Source organism: Ferribacterium limneticum (genome assembly GCF_020510625.1).
GTDB lineage: Bacteria > Pseudomonadota > Gammaproteobacteria > Burkholderiales > Rhodocyclaceae > Azonexus > Azonexus limneticus_A.
In genome coordinates this window covers 1,760,565-1,778,097 of the sequence record NZ_CP075191.1, presented here as the reverse complement: position 1 = coordinate 1,778,097, position 17,533 = coordinate 1,760,565, and the positions used below count along the sequence as shown (strand labels likewise).

13 protein-coding genes are annotated in these 17,533 nt (G+C 62.8%); 8 read left to right on the top strand and 5 right to left on the bottom strand.

What is annotated here, in order from left to right:
• Positions 1-32 precede the first annotated feature (32 nt).
• On the top strand, positions 33-374 hold the full coding sequence (locus KI617_RS08345; protein ID WP_226451537.1) for a CZB domain-containing protein: 342 nt from the start codon (positions 33-35) through the stop codon (positions 372-374).
• A gap of 154 nt (positions 375-528) precedes the next feature.
• On the opposite strand, the gene KI617_RS08340 is transcribed toward KI617_RS08345, so the two are convergent.
• The 3 genes from KI617_RS08340 to KI617_RS08330 all read right to left on the bottom strand — a co-directional run bounded on the left by KI617_RS08340 (position 529) and on the right by KI617_RS08330 (position 5,601).
• Entirely contained in the window at positions 529-1,152 is a 624-nt protein-coding gene (locus tag KI617_RS08340; RefSeq protein WP_226451536.1) for a Clp protease ClpP, read from the bottom strand.
• 141 nt (positions 1,153-1,293) lie between these two features.
• Complete coding sequence (gene purL / locus KI617_RS08335; protein WP_226451535.1) at positions 1,294-5,223, bottom strand: phosphoribosylformylglycinamidine synthase; 3,930 nt, start codon at positions 5,221-5,223, stop codon at positions 1,294-1,296.
• Between the two features lie 102 nt (positions 5,224-5,325).
• Positions 5,326-5,601 carry a DUF2164 domain-containing protein gene (locus tag KI617_RS08330; protein WP_226451534.1) on the bottom strand — a complete coding sequence of 92 codons (276 nt, stop codon included), beginning with the start codon at positions 5,599-5,601 and terminating at the stop codon, positions 5,326-5,328.
• 158 nt (positions 5,602-5,759) lie between these two features.
• Here KI617_RS08330 and glpK point away from each other — a divergent pair, with 158 nt between their 5' ends.
• The 4 genes from glpK to KI617_RS08310 all read left to right on the top strand — a co-directional run bounded on the left by glpK (position 5,760) and on the right by KI617_RS08310 (position 9,614).
• Entirely contained in the window at positions 5,760-7,268 is a 1,509-nt protein-coding gene (glpK, locus tag KI617_RS08325) for a glycerol kinase GlpK (RefSeq protein ID WP_226451533.1), read from the top strand.
• Positions 7,265-8,827, top strand: a complete 1,563-nt coding sequence (locus KI617_RS08320; protein WP_226451532.1) for a glycerol-3-phosphate dehydrogenase/oxidase — start codon at positions 7,265-7,267, stop codon at positions 8,825-8,827. The genes glpK and KI617_RS08320 overlap by 4 nt, the downstream gene beginning before the upstream one ends.
• A 237-nt stretch (positions 8,828-9,064) precedes the next feature.
• Positions 9,065-9,385 (top strand): cupin domain-containing protein, encoded by a 321-nt coding sequence (locus tag KI617_RS08315; protein ID WP_226451531.1) that lies wholly within the window; start codon positions 9,065-9,067, stop codon positions 9,383-9,385.
• Between the two features lie 67 nt (positions 9,386-9,452).
• A complete protein-coding gene (locus KI617_RS08310) occupies positions 9,453-9,614 on the top strand; it encodes a hypothetical protein (RefSeq protein WP_226451530.1) in 162 nt (53 codons plus the stop codon).
• Positions 9,615-9,684: 70 nt separating this feature from the next.
• Here the strand turns inward: KI617_RS08310 and KI617_RS08305 are convergent, their stop codons facing one another.
• Together KI617_RS08305 and KI617_RS08300 are read right to left on the bottom strand one after the other, a co-directional pair.
• Positions 9,685-10,284 carry a DUF4202 domain-containing protein gene (locus KI617_RS08305; protein WP_226451529.1) on the bottom strand — a complete coding sequence of 200 codons (600 nt, stop codon included), beginning with the start codon at positions 10,282-10,284 and terminating at the stop codon, positions 9,685-9,687.
• A 78-nt stretch (positions 10,285-10,362) separates the two neighbouring features.
• A complete protein-coding gene (locus KI617_RS08300) occupies positions 10,363-10,995 on the bottom strand; it encodes a glutathione S-transferase family protein (protein ID WP_226451528.1) in 633 nt (210 codons plus the stop codon).
• 552 nt (positions 10,996-11,547) lie between these two features.
• On the opposite strand from KI617_RS08300, the gene KI617_RS08295 reads away from it, so the two are divergent.
• The 3 genes from KI617_RS08295 to KI617_RS08285 all read left to right on the top strand — a co-directional run bounded on the left by KI617_RS08295 (position 11,548) and on the right by KI617_RS08285 (position 17,433).
• Positions 11,548-12,411: a hypothetical protein gene (locus tag KI617_RS08295; protein ID WP_226451527.1), complete on the top strand. Its 864-nt coding sequence runs from the start codon at positions 11,548-11,550 to the stop codon at positions 12,409-12,411.
• A gap of 92 nt (positions 12,412-12,503) precedes the next feature.
• The gene (gene sbcD / locus KI617_RS08290) at positions 12,504-13,748 is read left to right on the top strand and encodes an exonuclease subunit SbcD (protein ID WP_226451526.1); all 1,245 of its coding nucleotides are present in this window, start codon (positions 12,504-12,506) and stop codon (positions 13,746-13,748) included.
• 112 nt (positions 13,749-13,860) lie between these two features.
• Positions 13,861-17,433: an AAA family ATPase gene (locus KI617_RS08285; RefSeq protein WP_226451525.1), complete on the top strand. Its 3,573-nt coding sequence runs from the start codon at positions 13,861-13,863 to the stop codon at positions 17,431-17,433.
• Positions 17,434-17,533 lie beyond the last annotated feature (100 nt).

Here is a 17,533-nt window from a genome sequence, read left to right as displayed (position 1 = left end):
CGCCAGCCATCAATCATCCGGAGAACTCATTCATGAAGCGTATCGACATCGACAGCGCCATACGCTTGCACACCCAATGGCGCCGCCAGTTCCTCAACGCCTTCGCCGGTGGTGCCTACGCGGATATGCCGCTCTCCGAACACCGTGGCTGCACCCTTGCCAAGCTATTAAAAGAAGCCGAGGGCACTTACGTCGAGTCACCCGATTACCAGGAACTCCTTGCCATCCACGACCGTTTTCATGCGCTGGCCAACGACATCGTCGATCTCAGCAACAATGGCCTGGGTGACTCCGCCGACCTGCTGCTACCGGAACTCAACGAGGCCTCACACCAACTCGTCGGCCATTTGGATAAATTGCGGGAACAGCGTTAACGCTGAAGATCGTTACCGGTCGCTACAATCGACCAAAAAAATGGCACAGAGTTTCTGTGCCATTTTTATTTCAGCGACCGAATACCGATCAGCGAGCAGGTGCGCCTAAATTGGCAAACGAGGTGTCACTGAATGCCGACGCCCCACGAAGAGATCAAGCAGCAGGTTTCCCGGCTTTCTTCTTTCGCGCAGCCGTCTTGGCTCTTTGCAGGCGCAGCAGGCGACGCCGTATTTCGTCGGAATCCATCCAGACATCCGAGCCCTTCAGGATATTGGCGATCTCCGTTTCCGTCAGGAAAGGCGAACACAGCCGGGACATCACCTTCTCGAACCAGTTGCCCACTGCAGTCACTTCGGCCTGCTGTTCATTGCCCTTGCCGGCAAAAATCCCTGAATAAATGTGGAACATCAACTGGCAGTTGTCATGCACGATCAACTCATCGCCGCTCAGGAAAATCAGCGCCGCCATCGAGTAGGCTCGCGCCTCGAGAATCGTCACTACCCGGGCGTTCGAGGAAAAGATGTTGTTGATGATCTGCAGGCCGGTATTGAAATCGCCACCGGATGAATTGATGTGGATGTAGACCAGATCGGTCTCGCTGGCTGAGCGCAGGGTATAAAACAGCTCTGTGTAATATTGCGGCTCGCGAATTTCGCCGCACAGGTAATAAGCCACCTGGCGAACCGGCAACTGCTGTTCGTAGCGAATCAAGCCACGAAACGGCACCAGATCGTCGGTCAGCGTTTCTTCATCGGGTGCTGAAGGCTGGCGATGCATGGTCTCTCCTTGGCGTTGTATTTTTGTTCATTATGATCCAACTCCAACGACGCCACCACGAGAATTCACTGGCCTTTTCGGGAGTTGAACAGGCAATAAAAAAGGACTCCGCAGAGTCCTTTTTGTTCAGCACCCGCCGGATCAACCCACCCAGCGCCGCGCGTTGCGGAACATGCGCATCCACGGCGAATCCTCGCCCCAGTTTTCCGGATGCCACGACATCTGCACGGTGCGGAAAACACGTTCCGGGTGCGGCATCATGATCGTGAAACGGCCGTCAGCTGTGGTCACTGCCGTCAAACCATTCGGCGAGCCATTCGGGTTGTACGGATAGACTTCGGTCGATTCGCCCTTGTTGTCGACGTAGCGCACGGCCGACAGCACCTTGCTCTGGTCGTCGGCATTGTCGAAGACAGCGCGACCTTCGCCGTGCGAAACGACGATAGGCACCTGCGAGCCTTCCATGCCAGCGAAGAAGATCGACGGCGAATCGAGGATTTCGGTCATCACGAAACGCGCTTCGAACTGCTCGACCTTGTTGCGGCGGAAAGCCGGCCAGTGTTCGGCACCCGGGATGATGGACTTCAGGGCGCTCATCATCTGGCAACCGTTGCAGACGCCGAGAGCAAAGGTGTCCTTGCGGTTGAAGAAGGCGGCGAATTCGTCGCGGCAGCCGTCATGCATCAGGATAGTCCGCGCCCAGCCGAGGCCGGCGCCGAGCACGTCACCGTAGGAGAAGCCGCCACAGGCGACGAGACCCTTGAAATCCTTGAGGCTGACGCGGCCGGTGAGAATGTCACTCATATGCACGTCGACCGAGGCGAAGCCGGCGCGGTCAAAGGCGGCAGCCATTTCGTAATGGCTGTTGACGCCCTGCTCGCGCAGGATGGCGACGCGCGGACGGCCGCTGACATCCTGGTAAACCTTGGTGAAATCTTCCTGCGGATCGAAAGTCAGCTTCGGCGTCAGGCCGGGATCGGTGACGTCGAGGATGCGGTCGAATTCCTGCTGCGCGCAGCTCGGGTTGTCACGCAGCGTCTGCATCTGGTAGCTGGTTTCCGACCAGGCGCGCTGCAGGTCGACGCGCTTCTCGCGCAGCACGCGCTTGGCGTTACGGGTGACGCGGATTTCATCCCACTCGTTCATGGTGCCGACGAAGTGGTAGGGCACACGCAGGGCGCGCAATACCGTCGTGACCTTTTCACGATCAGCGCGGCGAATCTGGATCAGGGCGCCGAGTTCTTCGTTGAACAGGGCGCGCACGATGTTTTCGAAATCGCGGCCGGCCAGCAGGTTGGTCAGTTTCTCGGAACCATCGACATCACCGGCCCCGGCGTCGTAGCAGATGCCGTCGAGATCGAGCGAGACGCCACGGCGCGTGGCAAAGGCCATTTCGCAGGCGGCGACGAACAAGCCACCGTCGGAGCGGTCATGGTAGGCGAGCAGGAGGCCGTCGCGGTTGAGTTTTTGCACGGCATCGAACAGGCCCTTCAACTTGGCCGGGTCGTCGACATCCGGCGCATCGCTGCCGGTGGCGTTGTATACCTGGGCCAGACAGGAGCCGCCGAGGCGGTTCTGGCCGAGATCGAGCAGCAGCAGTTCGGTTTCGCCCTGATCGACGGCCAGTTGCGGGGTTTTCGTCTTGCGCACGTCGTCGACCGCAGCAAACGAGGTGACGACCAAGGATAGCGGCGACACGACCTGCTTCTTGACGCCGCCCTCTTCCCAGGCGGTGCGCATTGACAGCGAATCCTTGCCGACCGGGATTGATACACCAATCGCCTTGCACAGGTCAGAGACGGCTTCAACGGTGTCGAACAGGCGGGCATCCTCACCGGCGACGCCGCACGGCGCCATCCAGTTGGCAGACAGTTTGACCTTGCCGAGTTCGCCGACATCGGCAGCGGCCAGATTGGTCAGTGCCTCGCCGATGGCCATGCGGCCGGACGCCGGCGCGTCGAACACGGCGAGCGGGGTGCGCTCGCCCATGGCGAAGGCTTCGCCGAGGTAGCCCTGGTAACCCATCGTGGTGACGGCGACGTCGGCCACCGGCACCTGCCACGGGCCGACCATCTGGTCGCGGGCGGTCATGCCGCCGACCGAGCGGTCGCCGATGGAGATCAGGAAGGTCTTGTCAGCGATGGTCGGCAGACGCATCAGGCGGTAGGCGGCGTCCTTGAGTTCGATGGCGGTGGCGTCGAAGGAAACGAAGGTTTCCGGCTCATGCTTGACGTCGCGCGTCATGCGCGGCGGCTTGCCGAGCAGCGCTTCCATTTCCATGTCGACCGGATTGACGCCGAAATGGGCATCGGTGACGGTCAGGTGGCCGTCGCCGGTCGCTTCGCCGACGACAGCGAACGGGCAGCGCTCGCGCTCGCACATGGCCTGGAACTCGGCGATGCGGTTGGGCGGAATGGCCAGCACGTAGCGTTCCTGCGATTCGTTCGACCAGATTTCAGCCGGCGACATGCCCGGCTCTTCGGTCGGCACCTTGCGCAGGTCGAACACGGCGCCGACGCCGCCCGAATGGGCCAGTTCCGGCAGTGCATTGGAAACGCCGCCGGCACCAACGTCATGCACCGACAGGATCGGGTTGTTGGCGCCCATCTGCCAGCAGCGGTCGATGACTTCCTGCGCGCGGCGCTGGATTTCCGGGTTGCCGCGCTGGACCGAGGCGAAATCGAGGTCTTCGGCATTGGAGCCGGCCGTCATCGACGAGGCGGCACCGCCACCGAGGCCGATCAGCATGCCGGGACCACCCAGTTGCACGAACTTGGTACCGACCGGGAAGGTTTCGTCCTTGAACGATTGCTCGGCCTGGATGCTGCCCAGGCCGCCGGCGATCATGATCGGCTTGTGGTAGCCACGCACCGTACCGGCGACGTCCTGCTCGTAGGTGCGGAAGTAGCCGGTCAGGTTCGGACGGCCGAATTCGTTGTTGAATGCTGCCGCGCCAATCGGGCCTTCGAGCATGATGTCGAGGGCCGAGGCGATGCGCGACGGACGGCCGTAGGCGTGTTCCCACGGCTGCGGGGCGTCCGGCAGGTTGAGGTTGGAGACCGAGAAGCCGCAGAGGCCGGCCTTCGGCTTGGAACCCTTGCCGGTGGCGCCTTCGTCGCGGATTTCGCCGCCGGAACCAGTCGACGCACCGGGGAACGGCGAAATGGCCGTCGGGTGATTGTGCGTCTCGACCTTGGTCAGGATGTGGGTCAGCTCTTCCTTGTAGCTGTAGCCGCGGTCGGCATCCGGGTAGAAACGCTGGATGGTGGCGCCTTCGATGATCGAGGCGTTGTCGGCGTAGGCCATGATCGTGCCTTGCGGCGCGGCGGCATGCGTTTCGCGGATCATGCCGAACAGGGTCTTGTCCTTGGCCTGGCCGTCGATGACCCACGATGCATTGAAGATCTTGTGGCGGCAGTGCTCGGAATTGGCCTGGGCGAACATCATGAGTTCGACGTCGGTCGGGTTGCGGCCGGCCTTGGTGAAGACGTCGAGCAGGTAATCGATTTCATCGTCTGACAGCGCCAGACCGAGCGAACCGTTGGCGTCGACCAGGGCGGCCTTGCCACCGGCCAGCACATCGATGGTATTCAGCGGCTTAGGCTCGAAGTGACGGAACAGCTCACCGGCGGCGTCAAAACCGGGCAGCACGGAATCGGTCATCCGGTCGTGCAGCAGGCCGGCGACGGTCTTCTTTTCTTCGGCAGTCAGGGCGCGATTGTTTTTAACGACAACGTGGAAGGCGATGACCCGCTCGATGCGCTCGATGGCATCCAGATCACAGTTCCAGGCGATGTCGGTGGCCTTCGAGGACCACGGCGAAATGGTGCCGATGCGCGGCGCGACGAGGAACAGTTCGCCAGCTTCAGCGCCGGCCGCTTTCTCTTCCAGCAGCGTCGCCAGCTTGGCGCGCTCATCGACATTCAGGACGCGCTTTTGCGCCACGACATGCCAGTAATCGGCCACCACGGATTCGATATCCGAAACGGCCGCGACCAAGCGGGCTTGCAGGCGTTGCAGACGGAAGGCGGAGAAGGCGGCGTCGCCCTTGATGCAAAGAATGTCGGCCATTGGAGGTTGATTTCAGGTTAGGCGGAGAGGCCGGCATTATACCTGAGGTGGCCACGGAGCCGGAGTTTGGGGTGTGGGCCAAGGCCGGACAGGGCGCTCAATTCATCCACGGCGTTTGCCTGGCCGCCCCTGCTTCAACCAGTACTGAAACTCGTCTTCGTACACCTCGACATCGAGCTCCGCCACCCTTGCCTGCAACCGCGCCTGGGCATCCGCCACGCCCTGGTTGTATGCGATGGGGGCGATCTCTTTCAGGAAAAACCCAAGCAGCGCGCCGGCAGCGAGGTTGCCGATTTCCTCGTCCATATTTTCGGAAAAGTAACGCTGAATCGAGGCGATGGCCGCCTTGCTTGCATCAGAGGAGATTTCGATGGTCATTGTGTTGAGCGCGGGGTTACTGAAAGCTTTGAGTGTAAAGCCAGAAACGGAGGCAGACTCATCCATCCCGAGCCAACACATGGGTGCGTCTTTCAAGACACCGATCGCCCCGGACATAGCCGGTTATACTGGCCAGACAACGCTCGCCGGAGTTCAACATGGAAGCCCGTTCCGACCAGTTTGTTCTCGCACTCGACCAGGGCACGACCAGCGCCCGCGCCATTTTGTTTGGGCGGCATGGCAATATTCACGGCATCGCCCAGCAGGAAATCACCCAGCACTACCCCCAGCCCGGCTGGGTCGAGCATGACACCGATGAAATCTGGCAGGTGCAGTTGGCCGTGGCGCGCGCCGTGTTGCGCGACAACGGCGTTTCGGCAACGCAGATCGTCGCTGCCGGCATCACCAACCAGCGCGAAACCACGGTGCTTTGGGATCGAAGCACCGGCGAACCGCTGCACCGCGCCATCGTCTGGCAGGATCGCCGCACCGCCGGCATTTGCGACGAACTGACAGCGGCCGGCCATGCCGAACTGTTCCGCGAACGCACCGGCCTGGTGGTCGATGCCTATTTTTCCGGCACCAAACTGAAGTGGCTGCTCGACCACATTCCCGACGCCCGCGCCCGGGCCGAACGGGGCGAACTGGCCTTCGGCACCATCGACAGTTGGCTGGCCTGGAAGCTCTCGGGCGGGCAAGCCCATGTGACCGATCCGTCGAATGCCTCGCGTACCCTGCTCTTCGACATCCACCGCCGCTGCTGGGACGACGAGTTGCTGGCCTTGCTCGACATTCCGCCAGCGCTGCTGCCACGCATCGTCGACAGCAGCGGCGAGATAGCCACCATCGCCGCCGAATGGCTGGGCGCCGAGATTCCGCTCAGCGGCATGGCCGGCGACCAGCAGGCCGCCACTTTCGGGCAAGCCTGTCTCGAACATGGCATGGCCAAGAGCACCTACGGCACCGGCTGCTTCCTGTTGATGAACACCGGCCAGGCACCCATGGCCTCCAGCCACCGGCTGCTGACCACCGTTGGCTGGCAACGCCAGGGCCACACCACCTATCTGCTTGAAGGCAGCGTCTTCATGGGCGGCGCCACCGTGCAGTGGTTGCGCGACGGCCTGGGGCTGATTTCCAGCGCCGACCAGATCGAGGCACTGGCCGCCAGCGTGCCGGATAACGGCGGCGTCTATCTGGTGCCCGCCCACACCGGCCTCGGCGCGCCGTACTGGGATCCGTTTGCCCGTGGCGCCCTATTCGGCCTGACGCGCGGCACCACTCGGGCCCACATTGCCCGTGCCGCGCTGGAAGCCATCGCGTTTCAAAGCGCCGAAGTGCTGCAGGCGATGGAAAACGATGCCGGCCAGCGCCTGAGCGAACTGCGGGTCGATGGTGGCGCCGCGAAAAATGACCTGCTGATGCAGTTTCAGGCCGATCTGCTCGGCGTACCGGTGGTACGGCCGAAAATCACCGAGACCACGGCACTCGGGGCGGCATATCTGGCCGGGCTGGCCGTTGGTTTCTGGCGTGACGAAGCCGAACTGACGGCAATGTGGCAGGCCGAACACTGCTTTGAACCAGCCATGGCCGAAAGCCGGCGTACCGAACTGTTCGCCGACTGGCACCGCGCCGTAGAACGCAGCCTGCATTGGGCGAAAGCCGAATGAGCAACGCCTCATTCAGCCGCGAAGACAGCCTGGCCAGGCTGCGCGAGCCTCACCCCTGGGACATCCTGATCATCGGCGGTGGCGCCAGCGGTCTGGGGGCAGCTGTCGACGCGGCAGCACGCGGTTACCGCACCCTGCTCGTTGAAGCCCGCGACTTCGTGTCGGGAACCTCGTCGTGCAGCACCAAACTGATCCACGGTGGGGTGCGCTACCTGCGCCAGGGCGACATTGCGATGGTGCGCCACGCCTTGCTCGAACGCGCCCGTCTGCTCCATAACGCACCACATCTGGTGCATCCGCTGACCTTCATTATCCCTGCCTGGCGACACTTCGACCGCCTGCTCTACGGCGCCGGCCTGACGATGTACGACCTGCTGGCCGGCAGTCAAAACATGGCACGCTCGCGCAGCCTCAACCGTCAGGAAGTGATCGACGCCCTGCCCGGCCTGCGCCGCACGGGTTTGTGCGGCGGCATCCGCTACTGGGATGGCCAGTTCGACGACGCGCGGCTGGCCATCACGCTGATGCGCACGGCCACCGACCTCGCGGCCACCTGCCTCAATTACCTGCCAGCCACCCGGCTGATCAAGGCGGGTGGCCGGGTCACCGGCGCCATCCTGCGCGACGCCGAAACTGGCGAGGAATTTGAAATCCAGGCCCGGGTGGTGATCAACGCGACCGGCGTGCATGCCGACAGCGTGCGACATCTCGATGACAGCAATGCCGCCCCGCTGCTCACCCCCAGCCAAGGCATCCACCTTGTCGTCGATGCCGATTTCCTGCCCGGCCAGCAGGCGATTCTGGTCCCGGAAACCGAAGACGGCCGCGTCATGTTCGCCATTCCCTGGCAGGGCAAGGTGCTGCTTGGCACCACCGATACACCGCGCCCCGAACTCACCCAACTGAACGACCCGCAGCCGCTGGCCGATGAGATCGACTTCCTGCTGCGTACCGCCGCCAGCGTGCTCACCCGGTCACCCGCCCGGGCCGACATTCGCAGTGCCTACGCCGGCCTGCGCCCGCTGATCCATCCGGACAACAAGGATGGCAAGAGCACCGCTGCCCTGTCGCGCGAACACGCGGTGCTGGTCAGCGACAGCGGCCTGATCACGATTACCGGCGGCAAATGGACGACCTACCGGCTGATGGCTGAGCAGGTCATCGACCGTGCCATTGAAGTCGGCCGGTTGAAAGCCGTGCCGTGCCCAACCCAATCGCTGAAACTGCACGCCAGCCCGGCCCAGCCAGGCAACGATGTCTACGGCACCGACGCACATCAACTCGCCACACTGCCCGGCCATGAGCAACCGTTGCACCCGGCGCTGCCCTATACCGAAGCCATGGTCCGCTTTGCCATCCGCCATGAAGCGGCACGGACGATCGAAGACATCCTGGCGCGCCGGACGCGTGCCCTCTTCCACGATGCTGCCGCTGCCGAAGTGACGATCGAACGCATTGCCGGGCTATTCGCTGAAGAACTGCAGCCGTCGCCCGAACGGCTGACGGCGATGATCGAAGCGGCGCACGACAGCGCCAGACGCTTCAGGCTGAGTGCTTAAGGCGGACAGTTTTTAAAATTTGTCGTTCCCGCGAAAGCGGGAACCCAGTAAATGCGTAAGCCCTGGATTCCCGCCTTCGCGGGAATGACGGTTAGCTGAGCAGAATTGGGGGCTTGGCCCTCATTTTTCACACATCCAGCTCGCCCAAGGCTTGGACTTTTCTGAATTCCCGCTTGGCGCGGGTTGGCGTGTGGCAACATAGCTTGGTCCAACATCAATATCCGGGAGAGTTTTGCCATGTGGAAGGTATTCGACATCAATGAGCTGAAGGCAAAAGTGGCCGGTTCCGAGCCCAGCTTCTTCGAATTTTTGAGAGCTTCACAAATGTCGTGTGCCGTTTACAGACTTCCCGCTGGCTCCCGGGACATGCAGGCGCCTCACCTCGAAGATGAGCTCTATATGGTGCTGGAAGGCAAAGCCAGGGTGCGCGTCGATACCCAGGAGCAGGATGTCGGTCCGGGAACCCTCCTTTTCATCCAGGCGACGACGCAACATTCATTTTTCGACATCACGGAAGACCTGACGCTCCTGGCGATGTTCGGACCTACTGCCGGCTAAAAAAGACGGTGGCAATAGCCTAGAATGAACAGAGGCCGGCTTGGCCAGCCACGCTCAGGAGCGTTCGGTGCTACAAGAAATTTTCGACAATCACTTCCTGCTCGCAGCCCTTATCCTGGTTTTTCTGTTCGCAGTCCCGGCGCTGATTTTGCGCGGGCGTGGCGTGCGCGACCCTTCTCGGCCGGAACGCCGCAGCCAGCCACGACCGGGCGAAGATCGCCGGGCCTAGGGCCCCGCTGCCACTGCAGCGGATACCGGCAATTTCAATTCTGGCCGCTTTCCCGGGTTGATCCGACCAATCAGCCCCCGGCAACCGCTTTCAGGATCAGCGGCACCAGCGCCTCAGGCAGCTTGATGCCGCCCGTCGTGGCGAAGGTCTGGGCGGCGCCCGACATTTTCGACCACGTCTTGCGGATGATGCCGAGCCACTTGTCTTCGGTGTAATCAGCCTGCTGGCCGGCAAAGCCAAGCATGTAGTGCTCGATAAAAACCAGACAACTGACGTCCTCCAGCATCTGGGTATCGGCGTTGGTCTTGATGCCTTGCTTGCTGACTACCAGCTTAACTTGGTCGATCATCGCTTCGTCGTAACCCGCCTGGCGCATCAACTCGCCGGCCGTTTCGGCATGAAAGCGATAGAGCCCGGTACGCCACGCAAAGTAGCCGGGCTTGCCGAGCGGGTAATTGCTGCGCGGCACAGTCCACCGCTTTATATGCTGGGCACGCACGGCAAGCTGGGCGACTTCGCTGGCCTCCGGCGCAAATCGACCGATCATCTCGGTCATGCGCCGGGCGTACAGCAGCTCTTTTGGCTGGCCTTCGTCCTGATTGGGATCCTGTGCGTTGGCGGCGTCGAACAGGGCGATGGCCTGAATGAAGTGTTCCGGAGTGGCGGTCATTGAATCTCTTGGCAGCGTGTCAGTGCAGATCGGAAAGGCCTGCAAATGTAACAGGGCTTTCCATTTCCGGCGCGGCGCTCAGCGCAACACCGAAGCGTAGCCCTCTTCCGCCAGCACCTGGCGCACGGCCGGGCGGGTCAGCATGCGGCGGTAGTGGGCCTCGCAGTTTTCCGGCAATGGAATGCCGATGCGGTCGGCCCAGAACTCGACATAGAACAGCGCGGCATCGGCGATCGTGAAGTGATCGACGACATATTGCCGCCCGGCCAGCTCACGATTCACGAAGGCAAAGGCCTTGTCGATGATCTGCCGCCCCTGCGCCTTGACCGATTCGTGGTCCGAGCTGCTCGGCGCAAAGCGTTCGGTGGTGAAGATGCGGGCGAAGCCCTGAGTGTGCAGCGTATGCACGGCGTGATTCATGACGCTCAGCACCTGCACCTCGTCCTTCAGGCTTTCCGGTAGCAGCTTGCGCTTCGGATAGCTGCGGGCCAGCCACCAGGCGATGGCGGAAAACTCGGTGAGCGCCGTGCCGTCATCCAGCACCAGCGCCGGGATGGTGCCCTTGGGATTGATCGCGGCGTACTCCTTCTTGTACTGGTCGCCAGCCAGCAGATTGACGACGTAGGCCTCGAAAACCAGGCCGCATTCTTCGAGCAGGATGTGGATTCCGGTCGAGCACGAACCCGGGGTCATGTAGAACTTCATGGTCATTCGGTTTTTCCTCGATAGAGATGCCGGCCAACAGACTGCAGAAAAGACAATGACAACCTGGACGCAAAAGCGATGCCACCCGCAGGAATCGCGGAAGACCCCGATTTACCCGTGATTGCCGGCACCACTGAACGCCACCTTGTCGCCTTCGCGACAATCTTCGAAGAAACCCCTCCCCCCCTTCTCAGGGAAGATTGGGAGGGGTTTGCATGACAAGCGACAAATCGTAGGCAGCTTCCTACACCTCGACCCGCCGCGTGTAATCGGCCAGCGCCGCCACCGAGACGATGACCAGGCCGTGCCGTTCGGCGTGCGCTTTTTTCCGGCGGCCGTTGCAACGGAACGACAGGCGCCCTCACCGCGAAAACCCGGACTTTTTTCCGGTCGACCGCAAAAATTGCCGCATTTTCCGCCTCCGGACCAACCCGGCACGGCGCCTGAAAATCCTTGCCGGCGCAGGCCCGGCGCCGAAATCCGGATTTTATTTGCGGCATGGCATCGATATTGCAACTGCCATCCGCCAGGAACCGAACATTTCGCGGGAGGACAACAATGAGCATCACGGCCATCACATCTTTTTACGCCGCCGGCGCCACCAGCGCCGTGCGCAGCGCGGCAAGCAGCCAGGGCACGGCAAGTACGGCCGGCACGACGAGCAGCGAAAGCACGACGGTGAGCATCTCGAACGAGGCCCGCCTGGCGGCTGCCGGAGAAAACCGAATCGCCGTCCCCGAATCCATCCGCCAGGACGCCCTAGCCGAGCTGAACCGGGTTTTCCCACAGGACATCCTCGACGAAGCCAAGGCCCGGCTCGAGGCCAACCAGGGCATCAGCGGCAGCAGCAGCGCCACGCCCGGCCTCGGCAACCTGCCCCTACTGCCGGAAAACGCGGCGCTCCTCGCGCAGATCAAGAGCGAAATGCACGCTGCACGCGCCGCCAACAAGGAAGGCATGACCAATCTGACGCCCTACGTCCGCCTGATCCAGGCTGTCCAGAGCGAAGGCTGGAAAACGCCGATGAGCATGGAAGACGCGCAGCGCGAAGTCGACATCGCGCAGGCCATGGCCAAGCTGACGCCGGCCGCGAGCGAAGCACCGCTCAGCGAAGCCCAACAACTGCAAAAGGACCAGGCCGCCATGGCGCAATTCGAAAAGGAACTGGCCGGGGAAGTCCCCGACAAATTGAAACAGCGCTGGCAGGAAGCCGGCCTGAGCATGCCGGAATCCGCCACCACGACCTTCCCGCAATCCATCTGGCTCGGCCTGGCCAAGGCAGCCGGGATCGGCGAAGACGAATTCCTCGGCAAGGCGCGCGAGCTGGCCGGCAGCTACAAGGGCGACAGCTTCCTGCAGGAAATCGAGAAATTCGTCAGCGAGCGCTACGTCGCCAGTTCGGGCACAACAACGAGTACTTGAGACGGTGCCGGCCGGGAGAAGGCGGACAACGCCGGCTGCAGCACGGGGGCATTGCCGTTTAAACTTCGCCCTTTCCCATTCAGCCTCACAGCATGCGCCTCCTCCACACCTCCGACTGGCACCTCGGCCAGCACTTCATGGGCAAGAGCCGGCAGGCCGAGCATCAGGCGCTGATCGTCTGGCTGCTCGAACAAGTGGAAACGCAGGCGGTGGATGCCGTGCTGATCGCCGGCGACATCTTCGACACCGGCACGCCGCCCAGCTACGCCCGCGAGTTGTACAACCAGCTGGTCGGCCAACTTTACAAGGCCGGCGTGCCGCTACTGGTGCTCGGCGGCAACCACGATTCGCCGGCCACGCTGGGCGAAAGCCGTGAACTCCTCGCCCATCTGGGCACCACGGTGATCGCCGCAACGCACGCCGACCCTGCGACGCAAGTCATCGTCCTGCCGCAACGCAAGGGCGACCCCGGCTGCATCGTCTGCGCCATTCCCTTCGTTCGTCCGCGCGACGTCCTGCAAAGCCTGGCCGGCCAAAGCGCCGAAGACAAACAGCTGTCGCTGCAAACAGCCATCCAGGAACATTACAGCGCCGTTTTCGCGGCCGCCGTCGAACGCCAGACCACCCTCGCCGCCGAACTCGGCTCGAATTTCGGCCGCCAACTACCCATCATCGCCACCGGCCACCTGACCACCGTCGGTGCCAGTACCAGCGAATCGGTGCGTGAAATCTACGTCGGTGCGCTCGAAGCCTTCCCGACCGCCGCCTTCCCGCCAGCCGCCTACATTGCCCTCGGCCATATCCACCGGCCGCAGAAAGTCGGCGGCCTGGAACACATCCGCTACTGCGGCTCGCCCATCCCGCTTGGTTTCGACGAAGCCAAGCAAACCAAGGAAATGCTGCTCGTCGATCTCGATTTTGATGGCCTCAAAGCCGTCACCGTCCTGCCAGTGCCGCGCTTTCAAAGCCTGGTCGCCGTCAGCGGCAATCTCGACACCCTGGCCGGCGCCATCGGTGCCGCGGCCGCCGAAGGTACCCGCGAACGCCCGGCCTGGCTGGAAGTCACCGTCGCCGAAGACGATTACCTGGCCGACCTGCCGGCCCGCATCGAAGCGCTGACTGAAGGCTGGCCGGTCGAGGTGCTGCGCATCCGTCGCCAGCGCGGCAACGCGGTCGCCAGCCTGACGGCCGAGGCCAGAGAAATGCTGGACGAACTCAGCCCGCACGATGTCTTCGCCCGCCGGCTGCAACAGGAAGCACTCAGCGACGAACTGCAGCACGCCTTGAACCAACGCTACCGCGCCGTCGTTGCCAGCTTGACCGAGGACGCAGCATGAGAGCCCGCCAGACCTCCACACAGCGTCATTCCCGCGCCGTCGGGAATCCAGAAAGCACCTGGATTCCCGACTACGCGGGAATGACGGTGAAAAAAACAGCCGGGGCAGCCGTATGAAAATCCTCACCCTGCGCCTGAAGAACCTCAATTCGCTGAAGGGCGAATGGACCATCGACTTCACCAAGCCGCCCTTCACCGACAACTGCCTGTTCGCCATCACCGGCCCGACTGGCGCCGGCAAATCGACGCTGCTCGACGGCATCTGTCTCGCCCTCTACCACCAGACGCCGCGCCTGAAGACCATCTCGGCCACCGACAACGACATCATGACGCGGCACACCGCCGATTGCCTGGCCGAGGTCGAATTTGAAGTGAAGGGCGCCGTCTATCGCGCCTTCTGGAGCCAGCGCCGGGCTCGCGACAAGATCGACGGTGCGCTGCAGGCGCCCAAGGTTGAACTGGCCTCAGTTGCCGCCAATGGCGACGGCACCATCCTCAGCACGCAGACCAACGACAAGCTGAAGCGAATCGCCGAAATCACCGGCCTCGACTTCCCACGCTTCACCAAGTCCATGCTGCTTGCCCAGGGCGGCTTCGCGGCCTTTCTGAACGCCAGCGCCAACGAACGGGCCGAATTGCTCGAAGAACTGACCGGCACCGAAATCTATGGCGAAATTTCGCGCAAGGTTTTCGAACAGGCCCGCGATGCCAAGAGCCAGCTCGACCAGTTGAAAGCCCGCGCCGACGGCATGGAACTGCTGAGCGACGAGCAACGCACTGCCATGCAACTAGAAGCCGGCCGTCTCGACACCCAACTCACCGACATCCAGCGCCGCCACCAGCAAACCCAGACCCAGCGCCAGTGGCGTCTCGATCTGGCGCAAGGCGAACAGGAAGTCAAAACCGCCGAAAGCAAGCAACAGGAAGCCGATGCGGCACTGACTGCGGCGGCACCGGAATTGAAGAAATTGGCCGACAGTGAACCGGCCGAAACCCTGAAACCGCTGCACCTGCAATGGCAACAGGCAAGCACCGCCTGCCAACAAACCGAAAACGAACTCAAGGCCCTGCACGCCGACCGCGAAAAACTGCAGACCGAACAACTCGCCCAGCACCACTCCACCAGCCGACTCAGCGCCCAAGTCGCCGCACAGGCCCGGCAAGCCCAGCAACAAAGCCAGCGCGAAGCCAAACAACTCGACGACTTCTGCGCCGCCCAGCCGCAACGCGCCCAGCTCGGCGAACGCCTCGGCGTCTGGCGCCAGCAGTTCGAACAGCGGGCCAAGCTGAACCGCGACCTCGCCGCCCAGCACCAAGCCCAGCAGAAGCTCGAACAGGAAATCGCCGAAACCGCCCGCCAGAGCGCCGCACAAGCCAGCGCAGTTGCCAGCGCCGAAAAGGCCAAAACAACTGCCGACGCCGCACTGGAAAAAACCCAGGCCGAGCAGAACCAACGCCTGGCCGGACAGACGCTGGCCGAGCTGCGCCAGCACTGGCAGCGCGAGCAGGCCGGCCTCAACCGCTGGCAGCAACTCGAATCCCTCGCCCAACGCCGCCGCGAACTGGCCGTGCAGCAAACAACGCAGGCCATGCAAGTGCAGCAAGGCGAACAGAAGATCGAGGCCCAGGAAAAGGCGCTGGGCGCCCTGCGCGACCAGCACAAGGAACTCGCCGCCCAGGTCGCCGACAAGCAGAAGCTGCTCGAGCAGGAACGCCGCATCCAGAGCCTGGAAACGCATCGCCGCCAACTGCAGCCGGGCGAGGCCTGCCCGCTGTGCGGCGCGCACGAACACCCGGCGATTGCCGACTACGCCGTGCTCGACGTTTCCGCCACTGAAACGGCGCTCAAGGAAAAACAGGCCGCGCTCGAAGCGCTGGTCCAGAAAGGCCAGCAAGCCAAAGCCGAACAGGCGGCAACTCAGGCCACGCAAAAGGAATGGCTGGCCCAGCAAACCCGGACAACACAGGACATCGCCCGCGCCCAGGCCGAATGGACTGAACTCCTCGCCAGCCTGAGCGGCGAAGCGCCGCTCGCAGTCGACGCCTGGCAGGAAGCCCAAACCCTGGCCACTGCGCGCAACACTGCCGAACAGGCACTCGCCAAACTCACCGAGCGGATGAAAGCCGCCGACCAGGGCGAGCAGGCGTTGAGTGCCGCCCGCAAGACTGCCACCGAAGCCGCCCAAGCCCTGCTCAACGCCGGCAACCAGCAAAAGCTGTTGCAACAGACGGCGCAAGCCGCCCAGCTTCGCCAGGCAGAAATGGCCAAAGCGGCGCAAACACTGGTTCAGGAACAGGCCGAACTCGACAGCCGGCTGGCGGCCACGCTGACCGAAGTTGGTTACGAGATCCCGGCCGAACCCGCCATCTGGCTGCAGGAGCGCGATAGCGAATGGCTGAACTGGCAGCAAACCCAGAAACGCCGCCACGAACTGTCCGAAATCCTGATCAAACAGCAGGATCGCTTTGATGCCGCACAGACGCAGGCAGCGCAGTGGCTGGAACGCTGGAAAACACTGGCCGCAGAACGCCCGGCCACAGGGCAAGAGCCAATACAGGACGAGGCCACCGACGACCCGGCAGCTGCCCTCACCCGCTGCACCGAAACCATTGCCGACCTGACGCAGCAGCTCGCCACCCGGCAAGGCCGCCAAACACAACTCGAAACCAACCTCGCACAACAGAAGAAGGCTGTGGCCGAAGCTTCGACCACCTGGCAGACCGCCCTCGCCGCCAGCCCCTTCGCTGATCTTGCCGCCTACGCTGCGGCAATGCTGCCCCCCGAAGAACGCCAGCGCCTGCTGCAATTGAAGGAAGCCCGGCAACTCGCCAAACAACAAGCCGAGGCGGTACTTAAAGCCACCAGCGAAAAGCTGGCCCGTCTGCAAAGCAGCCCGCCGGATTCGCCCCATCCCCCACCCGGCCTCCCCCTTGAAAGGGGAGGAGAAAACCCCTTCGCTCTATCGCCAGCCTTGCCCCCTCCCCTTCAAGGGGAGGGCCGGGGTGGGGATGGGTCAATCCCCCCTCTCCCAGAACTCGACGACCTCCTCGCCCAACTGGAAACCAGCCGCCGCGAACTCAGCGAGCAACTCGGCGCCCAGCGCGCCCTGCTCACCCGCGACGAACAAGCCCGGCAAAGCCAGCAAGCGCTGTTCAAGGATATCGCCGCGCAGACAACCGAATCCGACCTCTGGCAACGCCTCGACAGCCTGATCGGCTCGGCCAAAGGCGACAAATTCCGCAAGTTCGCCCAGGGCCTGACCCTCGACCACCTGCTCCACCTCGCCAACAGCCACCTCGCCCGCCTGCACGGACGCTACCTGCTGCGCCGCAAAACCACCGGCGAACTCGAACTCGATATCGTCGACAGCTGGCAAGGCGAAGTCGCCCGCGACACCCGCACCCTCTCCGGCGGCGAAAGCTTCCTGGTCAGCCTGGCCCTTGCCCTCGCCCTCTCCGACCTGGTCAGCCACAAGACCAGCATCGATTCGCTCTTCCTCGACGAAGGCTTCGGCACCCTCGACGCCGACACCCTGGAGATCGCCCTCAACGCCCTCGAGACACTCAACGCCAGCGGCAAGATGATCGGTGTCATCAGCCACGTCGAAGGCATGAAAGAGCGGATTCCGGCGCAGATTCGGGTAGAAAAAGGCGGTGGGGTTGGCTATTCGCGGCTGAGGATTTAGTGTAGTTGGGCTACAGCGATCCGCCACCATGTTTCAGCGAACGTTTTTAGGCAATGCCAAAAAGAGCAGTTATCAATGAACGCTATTGAAGAAGCGCTTA